Consider the following 21,574-nt stretch of genomic DNA (forward strand, 5'->3'; position numbering starts at 1 on the left):
TCAATGCTCCACCTTGAACGGTAGCCAGCGAGGCGGCAGGTCAGGGCTTCGAAACTCCAGCTCGAATTCGCCGAAAGCGCCTTCCCGTGGAATGATCGACCAGGACAAGGGCACCGTGGTGACGGACCGTGGGACGTGCAACTCTGGCTCAAACCGCAGCCCGAGGGCTTCAGGAGGGAAGCCATACAACGAAACACTGGTTTCGTGAATCAGGTTACTGTCTTTCCTGACTTTCAATTCCAGCGTGCTGGGCGCCGTATCCTTGATGATCATTTTCCAGTTGACCAGATCGTCCATGTCGATCGGCCGCTCGTCCAGCCGAAGCGTGAATTCCTGAACCCAGGAATCCTGTGTTCCCGTGACCCTGGACTCCAACCGGGCTGCCTCCCACCCCTGCACGCCCCTGACGGATGCACTCAAGACATAACGCCCAATCCTCGGCGGTAATTCGAATGTGATCCGCGCCTTGCCAGCCGCATCGGTGGCGACCGGCTCGAGCACAACGCCCTTGTAGAACCAGTGCACCCGTACCCCCTCTACCGGCTCGCCGCTGGCGGCACTGACCACCGTGGCCTCGGCGCTGATTTCTTCGCCCGGCGCATTCTCCAGGCCCGAACCGGTCAGCTCCTGTATCACACAGGCCTCATGTACGAAATAGGTAAACTCAACGACCTCGGTTCCACCGACGGCACGGGCAGTCACGGTGCCAGGCCCGGGCGCCGTTGCCGTGAAACCGAAACGCGCTACACCGTAGAAATCGGTGAATGTCGTTGCCTCCTCCATGGCCTCGTCGGTGCTGTTCCAGGACACCTGAACATTTCGGGCAGGTTGGCCGGACAACGCATCGGTCAAGGTGATTTCAAAGAACAACCCTTCGCCCCAGTCGACCACCGTCGGCTCCTGGTTCGTTGCGGCCATGACATCCACAGGCAGGTGGCTGCCCAGGGAAAACGCGTTCAGCGGCGAGCGGGCCAACAGGCGCGAAGCGGACAGTTGCAGGTAAAACGCCGCATCGGTCCGGTCAGCGGCCAACATACTGAGCGGCAGGCCGGCAGCGCCCAATGGGCGCGATACGCCCAGCCCTACCGGCCCGAACGACAATCCCGTGTCCAATTCATAGGCGCCATCGAGCCCCAGCGTCAGCGCCTGGTTGAGCAACGGACTGTCCGGCGGGGCCGAGAGTGTCAAGTCCAACCGGCCTTCGCGCCGGGGAAAGAAAGTACGCTCGCCCCAGCGCTGTTCTGCGCCGGTACCGACGCTGACGTTCAGATCGAGCCAGGGGTCTTCCTGATAGGCAAACACCGAAAATGTATGTTCGATCTGGGTCGCATCATAGGGGTTGATGACGGACGCCTGGACCTCCTGGCTTCCCGCGTTCGTCGGTTGGTAACTGCGCTGGGCGATACCGTCCACGGCGCTCAAGGACACCTCCCCGTCGTCCCATTCCACGCTGACATCGTTTGCCGGCCTGCCGGTGAACGCCGACAGGTATCGCACGGCCAACCGTGCGCTTTCGCCCTTGCTCAACACCGGGTCGGTCGCCACGTCGTACGGCGTACCGATCACCACTTTGTTGTGGGCCAGCTTGAACCCGAAGGCCGACGGTTGGGTAAAGCCATCGACATCCCGGAAAGTGGCATTCCACCAACGCTCCGCGGTTTCGGTCGTTGCCGTCAGATCACAGCGATAGCGAACGCCACCCGCCATCATGGGAGCAGGCTGCGCCAAGGACGGGGTGATGACCCATTGCGGCGGCAAATCCGGCGCCATGACGGTTTCCAGCAGCAGCCCATGCAGGCCTCCGAGGTTGTTCGTCGGTTGGACCGTGAGCTCGTGGGTCGCGCCGATGCACGGGTACAACGCGACATCGTCCGCCCAGGGCTTCTGCACCTGGTCGAAGACCAACCCGATCTCGGTGGACAGGTCCTGGGGCAGCGAACGAAACGCCAGGTCGCGTGGCTCCATCCCCGTGGAGATCACCTGCAGGTCAAATACGCCGCTGGTGTCGACCGCCAGTGCGTCGACATTCCATTGCGCGCCGCTCGCGGTGAGGGTGACCGGGGATTCCATATTGGCGATGACGATTGAACGGACGGCGGCCGGATCACGCCAGCGCAGGGAAACCTCCTTGCCGATCAATGGGCTGCCGGACGCCACCGCGAGACGAAACGCATACGTCTGCCCCATGCGGCACACCGCACCCGCCCCCACCCGATCGACCGCTGCTTCATCCAAGGTAAAACTGCCCGTCTTCCAGACGCTGGTGGGCAGTGTCTGGATCTCGAAGTCGTGCTTGAGCTGCGGTGCACCTTCCCGAGGGTTGACCCGCGCCGCGAGGGTGTAATCCCCATGCACCGTGGGTCGATCGATCACACTGGCCCAGCCGTCCACGCCGGTGAAGGTCCGCTGGAGCCCCCCGGAGGCGTCCCACTCCACCGGCGCTCCGGCAACCGGCTGGTCACCTGCCTGGGTCACCACCCGCAACATACACCAGACATAATCCCCCTCGTCCACCACCGGCACCCGGTTGGGCCCACGCACCTCGCCAATCTTGAGGCTGTGGCGGGCCAGCGACATGGGATTGACCACGGTCGGCCTCAACAAATCGGCGCTCCCCAACCGCAAATTGAACTGGCCATCGGTCAGGTCCTGGCAATCGAGGCGCCAGACCAAAGGGGTGCTGGTAACCGGAACCGGCTGCATCAAGGCCGGCTGGACCGTCACGCCCATGTCCTCGGGGGGGTTGCCTTCCCAGGCCAACCAGACATGACGGTTGAGCAACGGGCTGTCGGCGGCGAAAGAAACCTCCAGCCGATACGACGCACCACGGTCGGGATAACCGGTGTTCTCCCCCCACGGCGCCGCGTCCATGTTGGGGAATTTGACTCGTGCCGTCTTCAACGGGTCCGTGGCATGAGCCTTGACATTGAAGGTGTGTGCCGTGTTGCCCTGTGCATAGAACGGGCTCTCGACCCGGGCCTTCACCGCGAGCGTGCCATCGCGCTCGGGGGTGAAATCGAACCACGCCTCGCCGCCTTCGTCGGTCTTGTCGACGGCAAGCACGTCCTCGCCCAACAGCCAGGTCACTTCGCGCTCGCGCATCGGCAGGTCCAGGTAATAAGACTTCACCCGGACGCCCAGTCTGACCGATTGAGCGTACTCGACCACCGGTTGGTAAGCCGGGTCCAGAATGGTTTCGACCACGAGTCGATGATGCCCGGGCGAAACGGCAACCGGATAAACCTCCGCATGGTACTTGCTGTAGATGGACAGGTTGAACTGCTGGGTGTCATCCGAGACCGGTTCAGGGCAATCCACCTGCCACGCCGTTTCGATCGTTTGGTTCTCTCCCCATTCGGGCGAAATCACCACCGCCTCCAGCGGGTTGTCCTGGCTCCACAACAAGGCGTCGGTGCCGGTCCAGGGGCTGTCCGGCGCGGGTTGGAAGGACACTTGGTGGCGCTTGCTGCCGGTCGCTCCATGACACAGGTAAAGCAAGGGCTCCCCGGTCGGGGTGAACGCCTGGCCATCATTGACGATGCGCGCCAGCACCAGCGGCTCCAGCTCAAGGTGCAAATCGATCCGGGCGACAATCAGGTCCACGGTCGTCGAGGCTTGAGCCGGGCTGAGGATGACGAACTCGAAAAGATCCTCGCCCTCGACATCGAACTCGATCGACGCCGTGATGGGTGTGAGGCTCAATGCCTGGGCTTCAGGCCCCCCCCGGTTCCCCGTTGCAGGCAACGGTATTTCCAGCTGGTCTTCAGTTCCGCGCCGGCGCAGGATGAAAACCCCCGGATCTGCATGGCGGTTGTCGTAAAGAAAACTCAAACGGTAGCGCGCCCCGGCTGATTGCGGGGCCGGCGCAGGCACTGTCTGGGTAATCCCCGAACCTTTGTAAAGAGACATGTAGAAGATGGGCTGCCCTTCCCATTCGCCTTGCTTGCGGCTGTAGTTGTATCCTGGCGCACCGGCGCTCTCCCAGTGGGAAAAACCCAGGTCGAAATGCCCGTTGAGGAGGATATTGGTCCTGGTGTTGACAGGTTCTCTGTTCATCGTTGCAACCTCTGGAGCGCTGAAAGGTTGGCTGCTCTCACTTTGTCCTGGACATACCGGGAAAACGCCGCCCCCCCCACCTTGGCCGTGTAGCGCACCTTCACGATGACGTCGTTCAGGGCCTCCAGTTGCCTCTTCTGCCGGTGCTGCTCGCCATCGAACCAGGGGAAGGACAGCGTCCAACGGGACACCGCGCCAGTGTTCTCGAACGTATTTCGCAAGCCCTCATCGGGTTTCAGCGCCGCTGCGCCAAAATCGTCCAGGCCGATGGAAATGGCCATCTGTTCACCGCTGCTGATATTGAGCAGCACATCGGCCGGTGGCAGGGAACTGGCCCCGTACAGGTAGTCCAGCGACTCGAGGGAGGGCTTGATCGCCGTGGCGCTGCCGACCTGCGTCAGCGTTGCACAGATGTTTTCATAAGGGCCGAGCAGGGTCGGCAACGTGACATCCACGGCGCTGATCTGGCGGCAGTAGTGGTTGTGGTAATCGCGATCGAACAGCAGTTGGGACAGTCGGAAATTCAGGGTGCCGGTGTTTATCAAGTCATCTCGCGCTTCGGCCCAGTTCGGGTAATCCGACTCTGAATCGATACCGTCATCGAACAATCGGCGCAGGGATATGGTCTTGACCATTTCCAGGCGTCGCTCGTACCGCAGCAGGTAATCGGCTTCCATGCGCAACAGATCGAGGCGCAACGCGTCTCCGGCGGTCAGGCCGTAATAATTGTCCAGCCACGCATCGGTGCGTATGTGGGTGAGATCGAACTCGGCGGTTTCCAGTTGCAGTGCGCTTTGGGCACTCAAGCACAGGCTGACGACTTGATCATAGGCCTGATAGTGCAGGGTCTTGCATTGCCCCAGATACCAGCGGTACAGCTCGACACGGGTGGCGCGGGTGAGCAGGAAATCATAGAGCGCCTGATTCTGCGCATTCATCCTGAGGGTCTGGTCCAGACTGGCCTCGGCGGCATAGACCGCATGTTCCTGGGCCTTGATCTGTTCATTGATCATCGCCAGCTCCGCGGTGGCCTGATCGCGAACCAATCCCCAGTCCTGACGGCGCCGCCGATAGCTTTCTGAGGTGGCATCCTTCTCGGCATCGTTGCGCACGACCTCGGCCGCGACCTGGAATCCATAACCGACGGCTCTCGGCAGGCTACCCGGCTGGTGCCCGCCGTTAGCCAGGCCGAACACATTGGGAAAGGCGTCGACGACCGCACCGGCCATTTGCATGGCAGTACTCAGCGACGTCAGCAGTTTAGTGGTGTCGAGAGCCGCCATGACCTGGTATTCACTGTTGGAAATGTTCTCGACATACAGTCTCGCGAAATGGGTTTGCCGCTCCTCGGTCAAGGTGCGACTGCTGTGCAGGGCCGCCAGGGTGTCGCGCAATTGAGCGAGGTTTTCTTCCTGCACCGTCCTGACGAAGGTACTCAGCTCGGTCAGGTGGCGCTGCTGCAACAGCTCCTGCTCGCCCCGGTCCTGCTCCTCCAGCAGGCGCATCACCTGATTGCCGCAATCCTGCAAGTACTGGGTGGCCCGGATGGCGGTATCGAACAGCGGGCGCCAGCGAAACGCCGCAACCCGCAAGGGACCGCCCAAGGGACGTACGGGACCGCCACCGCCGGCCGCCAGGTTGTTGAGCAAATCCGAAGGGTTGATCGTGCTGAACATTTCGATGGAGAGCGGTTTACCGTCGATGGTCAGGTTATTGCGCAGGTTGTACAGGCGCTGGGCCGGTAACTCATACAGCTGCACCAGCCGCTGGCTGACCGGCAGGCGGAAACGTCCGGTGCCGATGACGCCGGGGTCTTCGAAAAAACGGGTCCTGACCGGCAGCGATCCCGACTCCAGCACCAGCGCCTGCTCGAATGCCTTGAGTGCGGCACTGTCTTCCAGTTCCTCCACCAGTTCCGCCAGCGTGGCGGGCGTCCACTGGCTGAGGGTCTGCATGTCGGGTGCGGCGCCCATCAGGTTCTTGGCTCGCAGGTATTGCATCTTCGCCGCCGCCAGGCTGTCCCGTGTCAGTTGCCGATAGAGCCAGTCACCCCACGCCACGAGGTTGGCAACATAATCGAGGAAGATCAGTATCTGGTAATGCCGGGGCGTCGAGTACGCTATCGCGTCGGGATCGGTCGGACTGTCGGCTTCGCATCCCACGTCGCCTTCGGCACTGGACACATTCAGCGGTCGGCAACGCCAATAGCGCGGCTTCGGATTCGCCCTGCCGGCATCCGCATCGGCGGGCGCCTGGGGATCGAAGATGAAATGCAACCATTGCTGGGCTTCGACAAAACGCTCTTCATCCTTGAGCCGCGTCGCCACCAAGTGGGGCAGATGAAAGAACAGCTCCCAGAAAAACAGCCCGTTGGCCCCGTCGAAAGGTCCATTGGGCTCGGCCGCTCCGTCGGGCAGTGGAGGCTCGTCGGGAAACTGGGTGTCCCAATCGAGTACGGCATCGGTCGACACATTGGCGCGCGTCACCAGCTCAGCACCGATCAGGGTATTCAGGCGAGCGTACTTGAGGGTCAGGGCCGGGTCGTTGAGGTGCAGGAATTGGGCTCCCCGTGCGTTGGTCTTGTGCACCGAGGGCAGGCGAGGTTCGACAGGCAGGCCCTTGAGCTCCAGCACGAAGGTCTTGCTACCAAAGCCCGTCGGACCTTCCAGGATGAATGTCGCGGTCAAACCGGCAAAACTATCGCGCTCATATTTATTCCAAGCAAATGACCAGCCGCCGTTGTCGGAATGCGACTCGGTAGCGGATGGCGGGTCACCACCCGAGGGGAATTGCACCGATATCGTGAAAGCCTTCGATTCGCCTTCCCTCCCGGGCACCAGAAGGGCACAGTGCGGTTGGAAACGCAGTTGTTGTTTGCCTGCGCTCGTTGTCACCACTGTTTTGAGCGTGAATTTTTCTACCAGCGGATTCGCGCCCACCGATACCGTTTCTGTCATTCTGGAAAATCCCGCGGCCCCCACTCGCTGCTGAAGCGTTGATGGATTGGAGAAGCGAACCATGGCCAAGTGATCCATGATCGGCTTTTCGTCGCCCACTTTGCGAAACAGCGCGTCGCGCGTTTCATAGATGTCCACCGGACCGGATCGTGACCCCAAGAACACCGGAGGGGTCACCGCATTGGTCAAATGCACCGCCAACCGCCCCTTGGGGTACAACGGGTCCACATCATCGCGCAGCATCACCGCCACCAGCCGGCAGTTCGGGCTGACGTCCTTGTCGAACTCCGACAGGTTCAGCCGTATCGGCGGCGACCACTTGCCGTCCAGCGTGATGAAGGCCACCTTCAGCTCAAGCTCATAGGGCTTTTGCAAACCACCGTCGCCATCGAACAGCGCCTGGCGCCACTCGGCCCAGACCATGCACAAGCGCCCTCCCCAGAAGACCAGCCGGTTGTCGAGCACTTGCACATCGGCGGGAATATCGACGGGTTGCCATTCGCTCCAGGCCGCCGGATTGATCGCCTGGGTGTCGGCGTCCAGCTGGACGTCGGCCTTGCGCCAGAAATAACGATAGGGCGCGATTCGCTCCCGGCCCACCAAGTAATAGTCGGCACGACGGGCATCGGCACCGTCGACATAGCCGTTGAGCACATCCAGGTTGCACACCTCTTCGAAGGCACGCAGGTACTGCTGGATACCCGATTGCACGGAATCGGTCGTCAGCCGGGTCTGGTTGAGGTTGTTTTCCAGCGCCCTGAACAGGCTGGTCTTGCGGATGCGCGCATAAGGGGTGATGTAGTCCTCGGGCATGCACTTGAGCAATTGGCTGGCAGCCCAAAGCGGGTATTGGCTGGCGATGTCCCAGTCTTTCAGGTCCTTGCTGTCGAATTCCCGCTGGGTATAGCCCGGTTCGAGCTTCTGGTAGACGGCATGGATGTACTGCTGGAAACAGCTGACCGCTTCGGCGACCCAGGTGGTCTTGACCTGATGGTTATCCAGTGGGTCGGTGCGCAGCCACTCCAGCAGATCGTCCGCGGTTTGAATCGTCGGGTATCCCTTGTTGTCGTCCTGGTCTTCGATCTGCTTGATACCCAAGGCACATTCGATCAACGCATCGCGGCGCAGGGCGGTCGCCCGGGTGATGTTTTGCGTGGCCATTGCCCTCTCCTGTGAGTGGGGGGCACTCGTCAAGGCAACGAGTACCGTGGTGCTGGAGAAGCGTGCTTCATGAGATGAATTCGACGGGCATAAACAGCAGGCTCAGGTCATCCCTCCTGACTATCGGTGCGTCGACCTTAAGCGGTGCCGTGCTGGTGAACGTCACGTCGGTTATCCCCTCGGCGTTGGTGGTGCCCAGGACAGGGATGTCGTAAAGCGGTTCGAGCTCCCAGCTCACCGGCTCATGGGCAACCGGGTTGCCGTAGCGGTCGTGCAAGTGCGCCCGCAAAGTAACGTCGGTGCCGACTTTTTCCTTTGTGACAACGAAATCACCCTCCACGCTGGCAAACTCGAACGTGGAAGGATCGTTCCCCAGGGTGATCGTCACCGCCGGCTGTGGCTCCCGAGCGTCGAGCCGGTAGCTGATCAGGTCGCGTCCCATCGTGGTGCCGGCATGCACGGTGACGATGGCCTCACCCTGATCAGTGGTCGTGGACTTCGGCGGATCGATACGGCACGACCTGGATGTCCAGTAGATATTCACGTTCTTCTGCGCCACCCCTGCCAAGGTGACCTTGAGGGTCAGTTGCACCGTTTGATTGCTGTTGGCGACCAGCTCGGTGCGATCTATCGTGGTTTGAACCTCGACCCGATCACCGGCGGCATGAAGGCCGTACAGGGGTGACGTCCGCTGGGGATCGGCCAACTGAGCGGTAACCTGATCGGCCAGGGCCTGGTAGGCACTGAAGGACGCATCCGGAGGCAACAGGCCCATCTTCAGGATCGTCGACGCGTCCAATGTGCTCTGCTGCGAAAACCCACGCAGGCGCGTGAACAGGTCCAGGTGCTGCAAGCTGCGGATGTAACCTTGCCCGGGATTGACCCGGTCGGCGCAGGCACGCACTTCCTCGGCGCTCCAGTCGAAAAGCTCGGCCAGCAGCTCGGCGGCGTGGGCCTGCACCAGCCTCAGCCCGTCGCCGGACAAGTCATTGGGCAGTCCGTTGACCACCTGCAGGTAATCGAGCAACTGCGACTCGGGTTTCTGGCTGAGGGCCACGGCACGGTTGTAGACCGTCAGGTAGTACAACGCGCTTGGCGTGAAGGGCGCGTTGGCGGGCACCGGCTCGACACCGTCACCGATGGCAAGGTAAAGCGCCAGGAATTCCGCGCTCAGCTTGAGGGTTTTCACCACGTCGCTGCGGTAGCTGAAACCCACCAGCATGCCCAGGAAAGGATCGCCAGACTCGTCGTCCCGCCGATCATCCCTGGTCGATTCGACCGTCGTCGGACCGCCCGCTACGTAGGAAAGCACCTCATGGACCGTACTGCCTGACCAGGTCAGCACTGGTAACGCCAAGGGGGAAGACAGCTCGCCGTACACGCCCAGGCTTTCCTGGACCACGCTACGCTGGCTGGCGCGGCTGCTCAGCAATACGCCGACGATCTGCTCGACGGTCTGTGGATCGTCCCGATCGATCACTTGCCGCACAATGCGCTCGACCATTTCCCGCGCATAGTCCTCGTAAGGCAGATCGGCGGAGTCGTTGCGGTGGATTACCAGCCCGTGCAGATCGGCCAGCTCGTACAACTGCTGGGTCCATTGCCGGTCGTTGGACAATGGCGCGACACCGGCCATCCGCAGCGCGGCCTCGGTAAACAACGCGGGCGCAAGCTGCGAACGGATCTGATCGAAGAGCCGGATCTGTGCCTGGGAAGGCTCGGTGGGAGCGGACACGGACTGGGTGTGCTCAACGGTCCAGGCCACGTCCAGTTTATTGTCGGCGCACCAACGAACCCAACCTTCCAGGCGTTGAATCGCCGCCAGGACGTCCGCTGCCTGGCCGTCCGCGCTGATCACCGGCTGGCCAAGCAACGCACCGAACCCTGACTCTCCACTCAACCGCTTGAGAATTTCCACCGCCACATTCGGCGCGATCCCCAATAGCTGCGGCAACCTGGCCATGCGGTAGAAACTGGACAATACCGACAGGCTGCGTTTGAGTTCGGTCAGCTCCTGGGCGTTGGCGATCAGCGGGGCCAGGTTGAAATAGGTGGCCAGGTCGATGTTCAGGCCGCCGCAAATCTGTGCCACCGTCAACGCATCGGCTTCGGTTTCCGGCACCAGTGCGAACGCACCGTCGTCCATCAGCAACGCAGGGGTCGAGAGTGTGTCGCGGTTGAACACCCGGTCGAATTGCGAAAGCTCGCTGCCACGACCGAACACCGAAATATCGCCCACGAAGACCGCGAACGCCTCTGCCGTGCACTGATAATTCTCCTGGAGCATCCGGAACAGCCCCAATGCCCGGACGGTACTGTCCGTCATCCAATAATCCGGCGGTTGCGTTTGCGACGAACCACTGCCCAACGCAGCGGCATTCAATTCGGCACCGATGATCGCGCTCAGCAGCGCATCGGTTTCGTGGCTGGGCAGCCGCAGTGCTTTGTCCAAGCGGATCTTGCGGTTGAGACGATCGATCCTGTCGGTTGTGTAGATACCTTCTTCGGAAATAAGCTTGATGATCCTGTTGGTCGTTTCGTCGCCGCCATACCTGATGAACATCGACGGCTCTGCCAGCCCATTGTTGACGAACACCGAACCCGAATGCCCGGGCGTGAACCGGGCATCGAGCATCAGCGCATGCTCGGACAGGGTGGGGGCAAACGATTCGACGGAGAGCAACGCTTCCAGTCCGGATTGAGTCAGCTGGGTCCGCTGGTTGAAAAAGAACGTCTGGTTCAGGTTTTGCGATTCAATATCCGTGCGCGCCGCGAAATTTTCCTTGAAATAGCTTTCCTGATCGCCCCCCGGGAAAGGCGATGCCTCCAGCATGAGCTGTCGCAAGGCCGGACTCAGCCGGGCCGCCTGGGTGAGTGCGTGGCCGCTGGTGTCTCCCCAGGGCAGCGAGCGCAGGAAATAGGGAAATGCCGGATCGCACCAGCGCACCACCGTGCCCAGAGAGATCTCCAGGTCCCGGGTCAACTCATCCAGCGTGGTCCAGGGATGATGGTAAGGCAGCCCGTTGGGATAACGTCGCCGGCTCAGTTTCTCGTCCAGGTTGCCGCCCCCGCCGAGGGAGTCCGCGATGGATTTCTCCAACACGGCGCTGACCACCTCGACCGACGACACCACGCGGTGGGTCGTCACCGGATCGATGCGCAGCAGGTCCAGGTCCTTGCGCCGCAAGGTCAGCGCATAGGCGTCGTTGGCTTCCGACGGCACGAGGCGCCGTTGCGACCAGTGCTTGAGCCACACCGCGTAGGCCACCGGTGAATGGATGGCTTCGATTGCGTCCGATGGGCATTTATTGCCGAAATTGGGTTTGAACAGCCCTTCATAAGTGGGTCCGTCAACCAACGCCAGCAAGCCTTGGCGCAGGTGTGAGGGCAGCGGCTCGTGGCGGGTCAGTTGGTCCTCGATGAAGCTCCTGAGCACCCTCGTCGCCAGCCCGTTGAGACGCAAGGCGAGCGCCTCGGCGTCTTCGCGTTCCAACTCGTACTCGCTCATCAGCCCGGCCACGCCTTTGCGTGCCAACGCACAGACCGAACCACCCGCTGCAAAATACTGCTCAAGGTCGGACAGTGGTTCGGACTGTCGCCCAGCCAGCAGTTGTTCGCAGAAACGACTGGCGATTCGAGCCGGAGAATCTTTCATCACAGTGCTCCGCTTTAAAGATTGGAAACGGCACGAGCCGTGGGGCTTTCCTCTACCTGGGCCACTTCAAAACGCGGGCTGTCGCCCCAGCCCGTCCCACTCTGCCGCGCCCTCGCCCAGTGCGAACCGGGGGCCAACGGCTCTTCGGGCGAGCCCGTCCAGGCGCCGCCGCTCACCGGACGGTCCCGTGCGATCAACTGCCGGGCATCGAACCAGTGGGACACGTCCACGCCTTTACCAGCCTCGCCGGTGCCTTCGAAACGCACCTGGCCTGCAAACCAGCGACCGGCCTCGGGGGTCGTGAACGTCGGTGCCGGAGACAGCAACAACACCTCGTGAGCAGCGCTCCAGCCGGAGCGATAGCCTTCGCATTCCTGTTGCACCATCAATGAATGGCTACCGGCCGGGCGGGTGATGTCCAGGGGGATCGACCAGGTGCGATTCGCTTGTACCTGCGCCCGGCCCAACAGCGTGTCGGGCGCGTCGCTCCAGGCCACCTCCACCCAATCGCCGACATAACCATGGCCGGAGATCGTGGCCGTCGCGCCAAGGTGTTGTTGCAGCGCCGGCGACTCGATGAGCGGAATGGCCGGCACGGCGGTGAATTCGTGATCGGGACCGAAATCGGAGTACTTGCCCTGGAAGACCTGTCTGGCCCGCACCGTGTAGTCGCCCACCGGCAAGTGGGTTTCATAGGACCAGTAGCCATCGACGCCCCTGGCCCGCACCGTGGCCAGCGGCTCGTCCGCGCCGTCGAGCCACAACTCGACCGTCGCCGTGTCCACCCCGGACGCTTTGCGGGCATAGCCGTCGATGATCGAGACGCGGGCCATGGCATCGCCCGGCTGGGGATACTCGATGGTGGGCGGGAACAGGATGACCTTGAAGCTGACCGGTTCGCTTTTCTCGGAAGGAAACTGGCCATACTGCTGGACGGCGTAAATCTTATGATCGCCGAACGAGAGATCCTCCAGAATCGGCACCGACCATTCGTTTTCCGTGACCGGGGCTTCGTCGAGCAGCTTTTCCGTCACGAATTCATGCACCCGCATCGTCGCCCCAGGAATGCCACCGGTGCCCCGGATGATGGGGTTGTGATCCACGTCTTCATTGATGGGTGAAGTGATGACCGGTTTCAACACGACGATATCGAACGGCTGGGGCACCTCGTCGGAAGTCTGGCCGCCGAAGGACTGTTTCACCCTGGCGGTATACGTGCCCGGCATGAACGGTTCTGCTCGGGTGAACGTCCAGGTGGTGCCGCTCATCACCGCGTCATAAGGCGAATCCGGGTCGCCGTCGAACCACAGCTGCACCTGTCCACCGTCCAGACAGGTGCCGGAAAAGTGCGGCGTCAAGCCGTCGTGACGGAATTCCACCGTGGGCACCGGGGCGCGGATGACGAAGGATCGGGGTTGGGTGGGTTCGGACGGGATGTCGTCGAACAGTTGTCGAGCCTCGACGGAATAACTTCCTGGGTTCCAGGCGTCGGTCGCGACGGTTGACCAGGTGTTGTTGCTGACAGTGGCAAGGGGCGCGGCAGGCGTCGACTCCCCGACCCGCCGCACCTCGATCCGCGCGGCCGGCTGGCCCGTCCAACTGTGGCCGGTGCCGGAGAATGCCGGTTTACGGTCGGGGCCGACGTCCACCGTAAGGGTGGGAATCGGGACAGGGATGGTGACGGTGAAATTGTCGCTGCGATCAGAGTAAATCCAGCCGCCACCATCGGTTACGCCTTGCTGGGCATTCATCTGAAGCGCGGGTCCAGGCGGTTGATCGGGCCAGTCGACGGACCATGAGCGGTCAACCACATTGGTGAAAATCTGAAGGGCGCCATTGGCGATAAAAATCTCCACCCGGGTACCGTTTTCATAACCGGTCCCCGAAAACCTCACTACGCCGGGGCTGGGGTAGGTCACTTGGATACTGGTCAGTTTCGGGGGTTTGATCTTGAAGGCTCGGGCGATGCTGCGTTGCGAAGTGACGCCTTGGTAAGTCTGCTCGGCTATCAGCGACGTAGGGCCTGCTGTCGGCATATGAATGGTGGCACTCCAGGCACCGTCCGCCATTATATTTCCTGTGCCGACGCTGATGTCGCTCCAATCGATCTTCACATCGATGGTGGCACCCGCCATGCCGTTGGTTCCGGTTAAATTGAAATGCATCTCCTGGATAGCTGAGACGGGGTTTATAACCAACTGGCCTACGACGGTAAACGATACTTCAGGCGTAACGCTATTTCCAGTTAGGTCCCCTACTTTATATATAGCTTTCACCAAGTGAACGCCGTTGGACAGCACCTCAGTTGGTCTGATTTCCCATGTCCTCTCTGGCATTACGTCTTCTAGGTAAGCCAGCAAAAGCCTACCCTCATATACCCAAATTTTGGTGTCTGGAAACCGTTCCCCCCCGAAAACAACTTCATTGGCGCGCACTATGGTATTCGAAACAGGCTTTATCAGTGTTGTAAGAAACCTATGGACCCTTCTGTAGCTATCTGGGTTACGGTTGTCAGGCTGATTGGCATATATCTCCATGCTTTCTACCCCACTTGGCATGGTGACACTCACCTTCCAAGTTCCATCTTCATTAACGGGGCCGGAACCTAAATAGGTGGTTTGGTGAGCTCGCCAGACAGTCACGGGATAGGATCTCGGTATAGCATTGACTCCCGACACGTTGAACGTCGCAGGTACATACCCGTGCTCGGGCAATGTAATTTCAATCAAATTGCTAGTAATATCCTTTGATGCTTCACCTGATTCATCTTTTTCGTCATCATCAAACTCCATGACTCATCTCCCCAGTGGTTGGCTTGCCTTATGCAAATCGCTACGCCAACAACTGACATTTTTATCCGTGCCAATATCAGCACGTTAAGCTTCTAAGAAACTCAATAATCAATCATGCATAAAAAATTATTGCGGACGGGGCGGTGCACCTTCAGAAAGCCGCTTGGGTCCAGTGAATAACAAAACGGTCTGCTTGCCACCTGTTAGTTCTGACAGTGACGACGAATGGCAATATTCACATTAACCCACAGTCTATAAACAACCGACGTAATTATAGGTAGCACTTTTCTAAGTAGTATCGTCCGGACTTTCATCAACTTGGACCACTTCGAAACGCGGGCTATCACCCCAGTCCGTCCCACTCTGCCGAGCCCTCACCCAATGCGAACCTGGCGCCAATGGCCCTTCGGGCGAGCCGGTCCAGGCGCCGCCGGACACCGGACGGTCCCGTGCGATCAACTGCCGGGCATCGAACCAGTGGGACACGTCCACGCCTTTGCCAGCCTCGCCGGTGCCTTCGAAACGCACCTGGCCTGCAAACCAGCGACCGGCCTCGGGGGTCGTGAACGTCGGTGCCGGAGACAGCAACAACACCTCGTGAGCAGCGCTCCAGCCGGAGCGATAGCCTTCGCATTCCTGTTGCACCATCAATGAATGGCTACCGGCCGGGCGGGTGATGTCCAGGGGGATCGACCAGGTGCGGTTCGCTTGTACCTGCGCCCGGCCCAACAGCGTGTCGGGCGCGTCGCTCCAGGCCACCTCCACCCAATCGCCGACATAACCATGGCCGGAGATCGTGGCCGTCGCGCCAAGGTGTTGTTGCAGCGCCGGCGACTCGATGAGCGGAATGGCCGGCACGGCGGTGAATTCGTGGTCGGGACCGAAATCGGAGTACTTACCCTGGAAGACCTGTCTGGCCCGCACCGTGTAGTCGCCCACCGGCAAGTGGGTTTCATAGGACCAGTAGCCATCGACGCCCCTGGCCCGCACCGTGGCCAGCGGCTCGTCCGCGCCGTCGAGCCACAACTCGACCGTCGCCGTGTCCACCCCGGACGCTTTGCGGGCATAGCCGTCGATGATCGAGACGCGGGCCATGACATCGCCCGGCTGGGGATACTCGATGGTGGGCGGGAACAGGATGACCTTGAAGCTGACCGGTTCGCTTTTCTCGGAAGGAAACTGGCCATACTGCTGGATGGCGTAAACCTTGTGATCGCCAAATAAAAGGTCTTCCCGAATGGGCACCGACCATTCGTTTTCCGTGACCGGGGCTTCGTCGAGCAGCTTTTCCGTCACGAATTCATGCACCCGCATCGTCGCCCCAGGAATGCCACCGGTGCCCCGGATGATGGGGTTGTGATCCACATCTTCATTGATGGGTGAAGTGATGACCGGTTTCAACACGACGATATCGAACGGCTGGGGCACCTCGTCGGAAGTCTGGCCGCCGAAGGACTGTTTCACCCTGGCGGTATACGCGCCCGGCATGAACGGTTCTGCTCGGGTGAACGTCCAAGTGGTGCCGCTCATCACCGCGTCATAAGGCGAATCCGGGTCGCCGTCGAACCACAGCTGCACCTGTCCACCGTCCAGACAGGTGCCGGAAAAGTGCGGCGTCAAGCCGTCGTGACGGAATTCCACCGTGGGCACCGGGGCGCGGATGACGAAGGATCGGGGTTGGGTGGGTTCGGACGGGATGTCGTCGAACAGTTGTCGAGCCTCGACGGAATAACTTCCTGGGTTCCAGGCGTCGGTCGCGACGGTTGACCAGGTGTTGTTGCCGACAGTGGCAAGGGGCGCGGCAGGCGTCGACTCCCCGACCCGCCGCACCTCGATCCGCGCGGCCGGCTGGCCCGTCCAACTGTGGCCGGTGCCGGAGAATGCCGGTTTACGGTCGGGGCCGACGTCCACCGTAAGGGTGGGAATCGGGACAGGGATGGTGACGGTGAAATTGTCGCTGCGATCAGAGTAAATCCAGCCGCCACCATCGGTTACGCCTTGCTGGGCATTCATCTGAAGCGCGGGTCCAGGCGGTTGATCGGGCCAGTCGACGGACCATGAGCGGTCAACCACATTGGTGAAAATCTGAAGGGCGCCATTGGCGATAAAAATCTCCACCCGGGTACCGTTTTCGTACCCCGTCCCTGAAAACCTCACTACGCCGGGGCTGGGGTAGGTCACTTGAATATTGGTCAGTTTCGGAGGTTTGATCTTGAAGGCTCGGGCGATGCTGCGTTGCGAGGTGACGCCTCGATAGGTCTGCTCGGCCACCAATGAAGTGGGGCCTGCCGTTGGCATACGAATCGCAGCGCTCCAGGCTCCCCCTGCCCCAACCGTCCCTCCACCCACGCGGGTCTCATTCCAGTCAAGTCGGACATCGACGGTAGCCCCCTCCATCCCACCGGTTCCCTGTAGCGTGAAGCTCATGTCTTGGGAGGACGAGGCTGAAGGCGAGGTAATAGTCAGTTTGTCCAGAACGATAAAAGAGCGGTGCTCCTGGGCATACTTAACGGGGCCGCTCCCCACTCGATAGGCAACCTGGGCGGTGTGACGTCCACTGGTCAATGGCTTACCCTGGGCCTCCCAGGTTTTATCCGTTCTTACCGTGACAGTTTCGGACAGTTCGCGCCCCACGAGAGGAACGACCGTCCATACCTGCACGCCAGGAGCGCCGTCTCCTTTGAATACCAGCTGGTCGGCGCGCACGACGGACTCCGCCGTGGGTATCCTGAGCGTCATCGGAACCACCTTGACGGTGACCTGGTTCGAATCGGCCCCCGTCGCGCCTCTCCACTGGATGGCGAAGAACGTCAACGTGCTCGATCCGCTCGGCATGTCGAACGCTGTTTTCCAGTTGCCATTACTCTCGATCGTGGCAAGCCCCAGAGAGGAGTAGTTCCTGACGTCATAAACTATAAGGGTGCCAAGGCCGGACATCCCGCCCGTCCCCGTGACAGTAAGAGAAGTATCTGGAATATCATTCGACTGATTTGTAATGTAGGGAGCATGTGGCCGATACAAGACAGTGACGTTGCCTGTCATATTGAGATCGCCGTCATTTTTCCTGTCGTAAACAAAATTGAAATGTATGAAAGCGCCTTTAATATCACCCTCTACGGAACGGGTGTGAATAAAAGAATGCCATTGACCATCTTGAATGGCACCATCATTCAAAAGTTGATCCCATCCCGTATCGCTTTTGGAAACAAGTTTCAGCTTGATGTTCCCCTTATTACGACCATTACTTTGCGCTCGGTATCGCAATGTCTTCACACTGAGGGACCTTCCGTCGGTTGACCAGGTATATTCCACTTCAAGGTCTGCCCACTCGCTATGACCTGACTCAGTCGCTCTTATTGTGAGGTTTGCACGGTTCTCACTGACTTCACCGCTATCGCCAACGGCAGTGATACCTTCGTCCTTCGTGCCTGACGAGCCCGCAAATAGGCTGTCTTCGGCGTCACCCTCACTGCCCATGACTTTTCCTCATCTGGAAAGACGTTTCGGCTGGCAACATCGCCAGGAGTATTCATGAGAAGTAAATGATGACACGGCGCTCTCTGGCACCTGTTAGTTATGACAGTGCCGACAAGCGGCAATGCCGAGACGAACAATGACGGCCTAGACGACAAGAACGACAGGCTTGTCTCATCCATTCCATTTCGATGCCTGAAGCATTGCTCACGATCGAAACTGATCTAAGAACCTGTCATTCCTGACAGTAGACGGCTCTGTAAGCGCTGTGCACCCTACCCATCAACTTGCGGGTTTCCGGGGCCTTGACGTCAATACAACGCCGCCGCCCCTAATAGTTGGGAGAAATTACCATGCAAAATGAACCGACACTTGATAATCCCCAAGCCTCTGGCCAGACAACTGATGGCGCCCCCCGCGTGATCGTGAGCGTTCCAAACGCCGTCTATAAGATACATAGCGGCCTGAGTAACTCCATGATTGTCGATATGTCCCTGACTGAAAGCAGCGCCTACACCCACAATGTCAAGCTGTACAGCAACAACAGCGCCGCCGAATCCACCTGGAAATTCTATTCCATACAAATAACACGCGACTTGTCCGTTTACTTGATCACAAACGGACATAACAACCTGTCCCTGGGAATGTCTACTTATTACGATGATGATGGAAATGCAATTGCCTCGACCAACAACTGGCGAAGTAGTCAACTCTGGCTTCTGCATGACGCGGGAAATGGTTATGTTTATTTAGAGAATCAATGGAACTACGGCATGCTGGATGTAAGAGGCGGCGGCACATCGAACAACACCAATATCATCGTTTATCCTTATGGGGGGTCAGCCAACCAGAAATTCAAACTGGCGTATGTAAAAGATCTTTGACCGGTACCACACTTATGACAGCTGACATTACGGTACTCGATACGGGAGTTTACAGGTGCAAGCGCTTGCTGGCGATAACAAAATCAAATACATCGCCGGCAAGCTATGCGTAACGCTGCCTACTGCTCATTCGGTAGCATCGACTTCGCTGGGGGGCGTTGTGGCAGCAGATGGATGGGACACTGTCTTCATTCCCGTCATATTTATTTCAGGTCTCGGCCATTGCTGGTCATACACCCAGTTGAAATGTATATCTGCAGTTTTGCCATTTCCCTCGACAACAACGTCAGCCTCAAGCGTATGCCACTTACCATCTTGAACACCATTTTTCGTAAGCTCTTTCCAACCCGTATTTCCTTTGGATACGAGGCCCAACTTTATATTACCCTTCGAGCGCTTATTATCGTATGCTGTATAACTGATTGTAGACACCATAAACTTGCCATTATCCAACCAAAAATACTCTAGCTTTAACTCTGCCTCCACCCCGTCTTTTTTTGCCGTAACTGTAATCTGGGTACCCCTTTCATTACTGTCCATAATCACCTCGGTATCTCAAATAGAATCCGATTAGCAACACTGGTCGCAGGAATCCAGTAAATGACAGAAATTTCTTTCCGCACACCTGTCGACTTTGACAGTGCCGACAAATGGCCGAAATGTAAGGCCATAACCAACTGACTACACCGCCTTGCGCAACGGACTACAGATCCGCCAGAATCCGCCGGCTTGTGCGCCTTGGCCTTGCCCCGTAACTTGATTTGCGCCGCTGATAATCAGCGGTCGGGTTTAGTCGCCCGGTGGTGTAGAACGATGTGCACAAGCGTCATCCAGTCGGGTAACCCTATCCCCGCACTTGATGGTGGCTGTTCGCAGGGCGCCCTCGGGCGCGCCGGGCTTCGTTTTTCCACCGGTCGACTAACCTGCGTCCAGCCGCCACCCCTCGTTTAGTCGCGAACCGGGTGGCAGCCTCAATCATGGAAAAACGATGATGATCAAACCCACACCCAATCCCCCAAAAACCAACCCGCTCTCCAAACCCCTCGACGCCAGAAAACTCGACAAAGCCGCCAAAAAAGCCCTGGACCACTACCTCAAGCCCGACACGCCAGCCAAGCCCGAAAGGCACCTGGATTACTTCATCGTCGCGCCCGATGCCGACCCCGAAGGGTTGCTGGTGCACAGCTACGAAACCTTCTGCTCGGTGAGCACATTGCTGCTGGATTTGTCGGAAGATCTGGAAGGCGCCCCGCGCAATATGGCGCTGGCGATTCACCAGATGGGTGAGATGGGGGTGTTGTTGCTGGAGCGGTTGCTGGATAGCGAAGGGAAGGTTCAGCGCTAAAGACGAGTCGACGGCCATCGCTCAGATACAAAGGCTGTAAAGCCTTTGTGGGAGCGGGCTTGCTCGCGAAAGCGGTGGGTCAGTTGGCCCCCATGTTGGATAAGAGGCTCCTTCGCGAGCAAGCCCGCTCCCACAGAGTAATGTTCCATAGGACTGTGGCCGATCTGATCAGGAACCGGCGCGTTCAGGCGGATTCCGGCAACGAATGAAAACTGAAATATTGCCGCAGTGCGCTCACCAGTTGCGCGTATTCCGGCGGCGCCGCTTCCAGGCTGAAGCCAGCGTCGAAGTGCTGTGGCGTCACGTCTTCGTGGCACCACAGACAGGTGGCCTTCAGCTCGATGTCCATTTGCGGGCCTTCATCGCCGGGGATTCTCAAATGCAGATCAAAGTCTGCGCCGACCATCAACGGCAACGTGCTGATCAACATCAGGCCATCGGCCGATACGTTGCCCAGATAACCGATAAGCCTGTCGTTGACACCGTTGAACACTTTCAAGAAGCACGGCAGGTCCTGCCGCTCGATCCGACGCTTTTTGTACATGTCCTGTATCGCTTTTTCCGGGCTCCCAACAGGGAGCCCACACAGTATTTCGGAACGAGCCCAAGCCAGCCCGCTCTCCCCGATCCCGGTGCCAGACGCTTCCAAGCTTCTTGGCCCTACTTCTGCCGGTCACAGGTGACGCCTCGTCATTAGAGACTCAGCCCTAACCACGACTTGTACAAATATAGCTGACGATTCAGGTATGGCTAGCGGGTAAAAGATCTTTCACCTGAAGAAAAAACACGCTGACGGATGGTCGATGGCTCCCCGTGACCACCCTTTTGACGAACGGTCAGAAAGCCGTCGGACGGGCTGCCGAAGCGCTGCGAGTCGGGTAATGGCCCAGGCTCTGCAGGGTTTCCAGGCGGGCGCGGGCGCGGAAGGCGTATTCACTGGTGGGGTATTGCGTAAGGATGAACTGGTAGGTTTGCGCGGCATCGATGAACAACTTCTGGCGTTCCAGGCACTGCCCGCGCAGCATCGATACTTCCGGCTGCATGTAGCGGCGGGCGCGGCTGGCGCGGTCGACTTGGGACAGTTCGAGCATCACCTGCTCGCAATTGCCACGGTCATAAGCCTTGTAGGCCAGGTTCATGTGATGGTTCATCGACCAACGGGTGCAGCCCGTGATGCTCAGGGCCAGGGCAATAAAAAGCACGAATCGCATGGGGAGGGTCTCCTGTCTTGAGTGCTGTATCGGCCTGGG

12 protein-coding genes are annotated in these 21,574 nt (G+C 59.5%); 4 read left to right on the plus strand and 8 right to left on the minus strand.

Going from position 1 to position 21,574, the window contains the following annotated elements:
• From LCU97_RS11105 to LCU97_RS11125, 5 genes are all read right to left on the minus strand, one after another.
• Positions 1 to 4,056, minus strand: coding sequence for a hypothetical protein (locus tag LCU97_RS11105; protein ID WP_232776388.1), 4,056 nt, complete (start codon positions 4,054 to 4,056; stop codon positions 1 to 3).
• Positions 4,053 to 8,174, minus strand: a complete 4,122-nt coding sequence (locus LCU97_RS11110; protein WP_232776390.1) for a Tc toxin subunit A-related protein — start codon at positions 8,172 to 8,174, stop codon at positions 4,053 to 4,055. The genes LCU97_RS11105 and LCU97_RS11110 overlap by 4 nt, the downstream gene beginning before the upstream one ends.
• A gap of 67 nt (positions 8,175 to 8,241) precedes the next feature.
• Positions 8,242 to 11,829: a Tc toxin subunit A gene (locus tag LCU97_RS11115; protein ID WP_232776392.1), complete on the minus strand. Its 3,588-nt coding sequence runs from the start codon at positions 11,827 to 11,829 to the stop codon at positions 8,242 to 8,244.
• Between the two features lie 14 nt (positions 11,830 to 11,843).
• The gene (locus LCU97_RS11120; protein ID WP_232776394.1) at positions 11,844 to 13,994 is read right to left on the minus strand and encodes a hypothetical protein; all 2,151 of its coding nucleotides are present in this window, start codon (positions 13,992 to 13,994) and stop codon (positions 11,844 to 11,846) included.
• Positions 13,995 to 14,909: 915 nt separating this feature from the next.
• Positions 14,910 to 16,919, minus strand: a complete 2,010-nt coding sequence (locus tag LCU97_RS11125; RefSeq protein ID WP_232776395.1) for a hypothetical protein — start codon at positions 16,917 to 16,919, stop codon at positions 14,910 to 14,912.
• 382 nt (positions 16,920 to 17,301) lie between these two features.
• Here LCU97_RS11125 and LCU97_RS11130 point away from each other — a divergent pair, with 382 nt between their 5' ends.
• The 3 genes from LCU97_RS11130 (at position 17,302) to LCU97_RS11140 (ending at position 18,979) form a co-directional block, all read left to right on the plus strand.
• Positions 17,302 to 17,517, plus strand: coding sequence for a hypothetical protein (locus tag LCU97_RS11130; protein ID WP_232776397.1), 216 nt, complete (start codon positions 17,302 to 17,304; stop codon positions 17,515 to 17,517).
• A gap of 110 nt (positions 17,518 to 17,627) precedes the next feature.
• Positions 17,628 to 17,918, plus strand: a complete 291-nt coding sequence (locus tag LCU97_RS11135) for a hypothetical protein (protein ID WP_232776398.1) — start codon at positions 17,628 to 17,630, stop codon at positions 17,916 to 17,918.
• A 530-nt stretch (positions 17,919 to 18,448) separates the two neighbouring features.
• Positions 18,449 to 18,979, plus strand: a complete 531-nt coding sequence (locus tag LCU97_RS11140; RefSeq protein ID WP_082339635.1) for an RICIN domain-containing protein — start codon at positions 18,449 to 18,451, stop codon at positions 18,977 to 18,979.
• A gap of 126 nt (positions 18,980 to 19,105) precedes the next feature.
• Here LCU97_RS11140 and LCU97_RS11145 read toward each other — a convergent pair whose 3' ends face one another.
• Positions 19,106 to 19,519, minus strand: coding sequence for a hypothetical protein (locus tag LCU97_RS11145; protein ID WP_232776399.1), 414 nt, complete (start codon positions 19,517 to 19,519; stop codon positions 19,106 to 19,108).
• A 451-nt stretch (positions 19,520 to 19,970) separates the two neighbouring features.
• On the opposite strand from LCU97_RS11145, the gene LCU97_RS11150 reads away from it, so the two are divergent.
• Positions 19,971 to 20,324: a DUF6124 family protein gene (locus LCU97_RS11150; RefSeq protein WP_053146897.1), complete on the plus strand. Its 354-nt coding sequence runs from the start codon at positions 19,971 to 19,973 to the stop codon at positions 20,322 to 20,324.
• A 184-nt stretch (positions 20,325 to 20,508) separates the two neighbouring features.
• On the opposite strand, the gene LCU97_RS11155 is transcribed toward LCU97_RS11150, so the two are convergent.
• Positions 20,509 to 20,868: a PilZ domain-containing protein gene (locus LCU97_RS11155; RefSeq protein WP_232776400.1), complete on the minus strand. Its 360-nt coding sequence runs from the start codon at positions 20,866 to 20,868 to the stop codon at positions 20,509 to 20,511.
• A 292-nt stretch (positions 20,869 to 21,160) separates the two neighbouring features.
• A complete protein-coding gene (locus tag LCU97_RS11160) occupies positions 21,161 to 21,535 on the minus strand; it encodes a tetratricopeptide repeat protein (RefSeq protein ID WP_232776401.1) in 375 nt (124 codons plus the stop codon).
• Positions 21,536 to 21,574: the final 39 nt, after the last annotated feature.

Origin of the sequence: Pseudomonas uvaldensis (genome assembly GCF_021271205.1) — a bacterium.
GTDB classification, from domain to species: Bacteria; Pseudomonadota; Gammaproteobacteria; order Pseudomonadales; family Pseudomonadaceae; genus Aquipseudomonas; species Aquipseudomonas uvaldensis.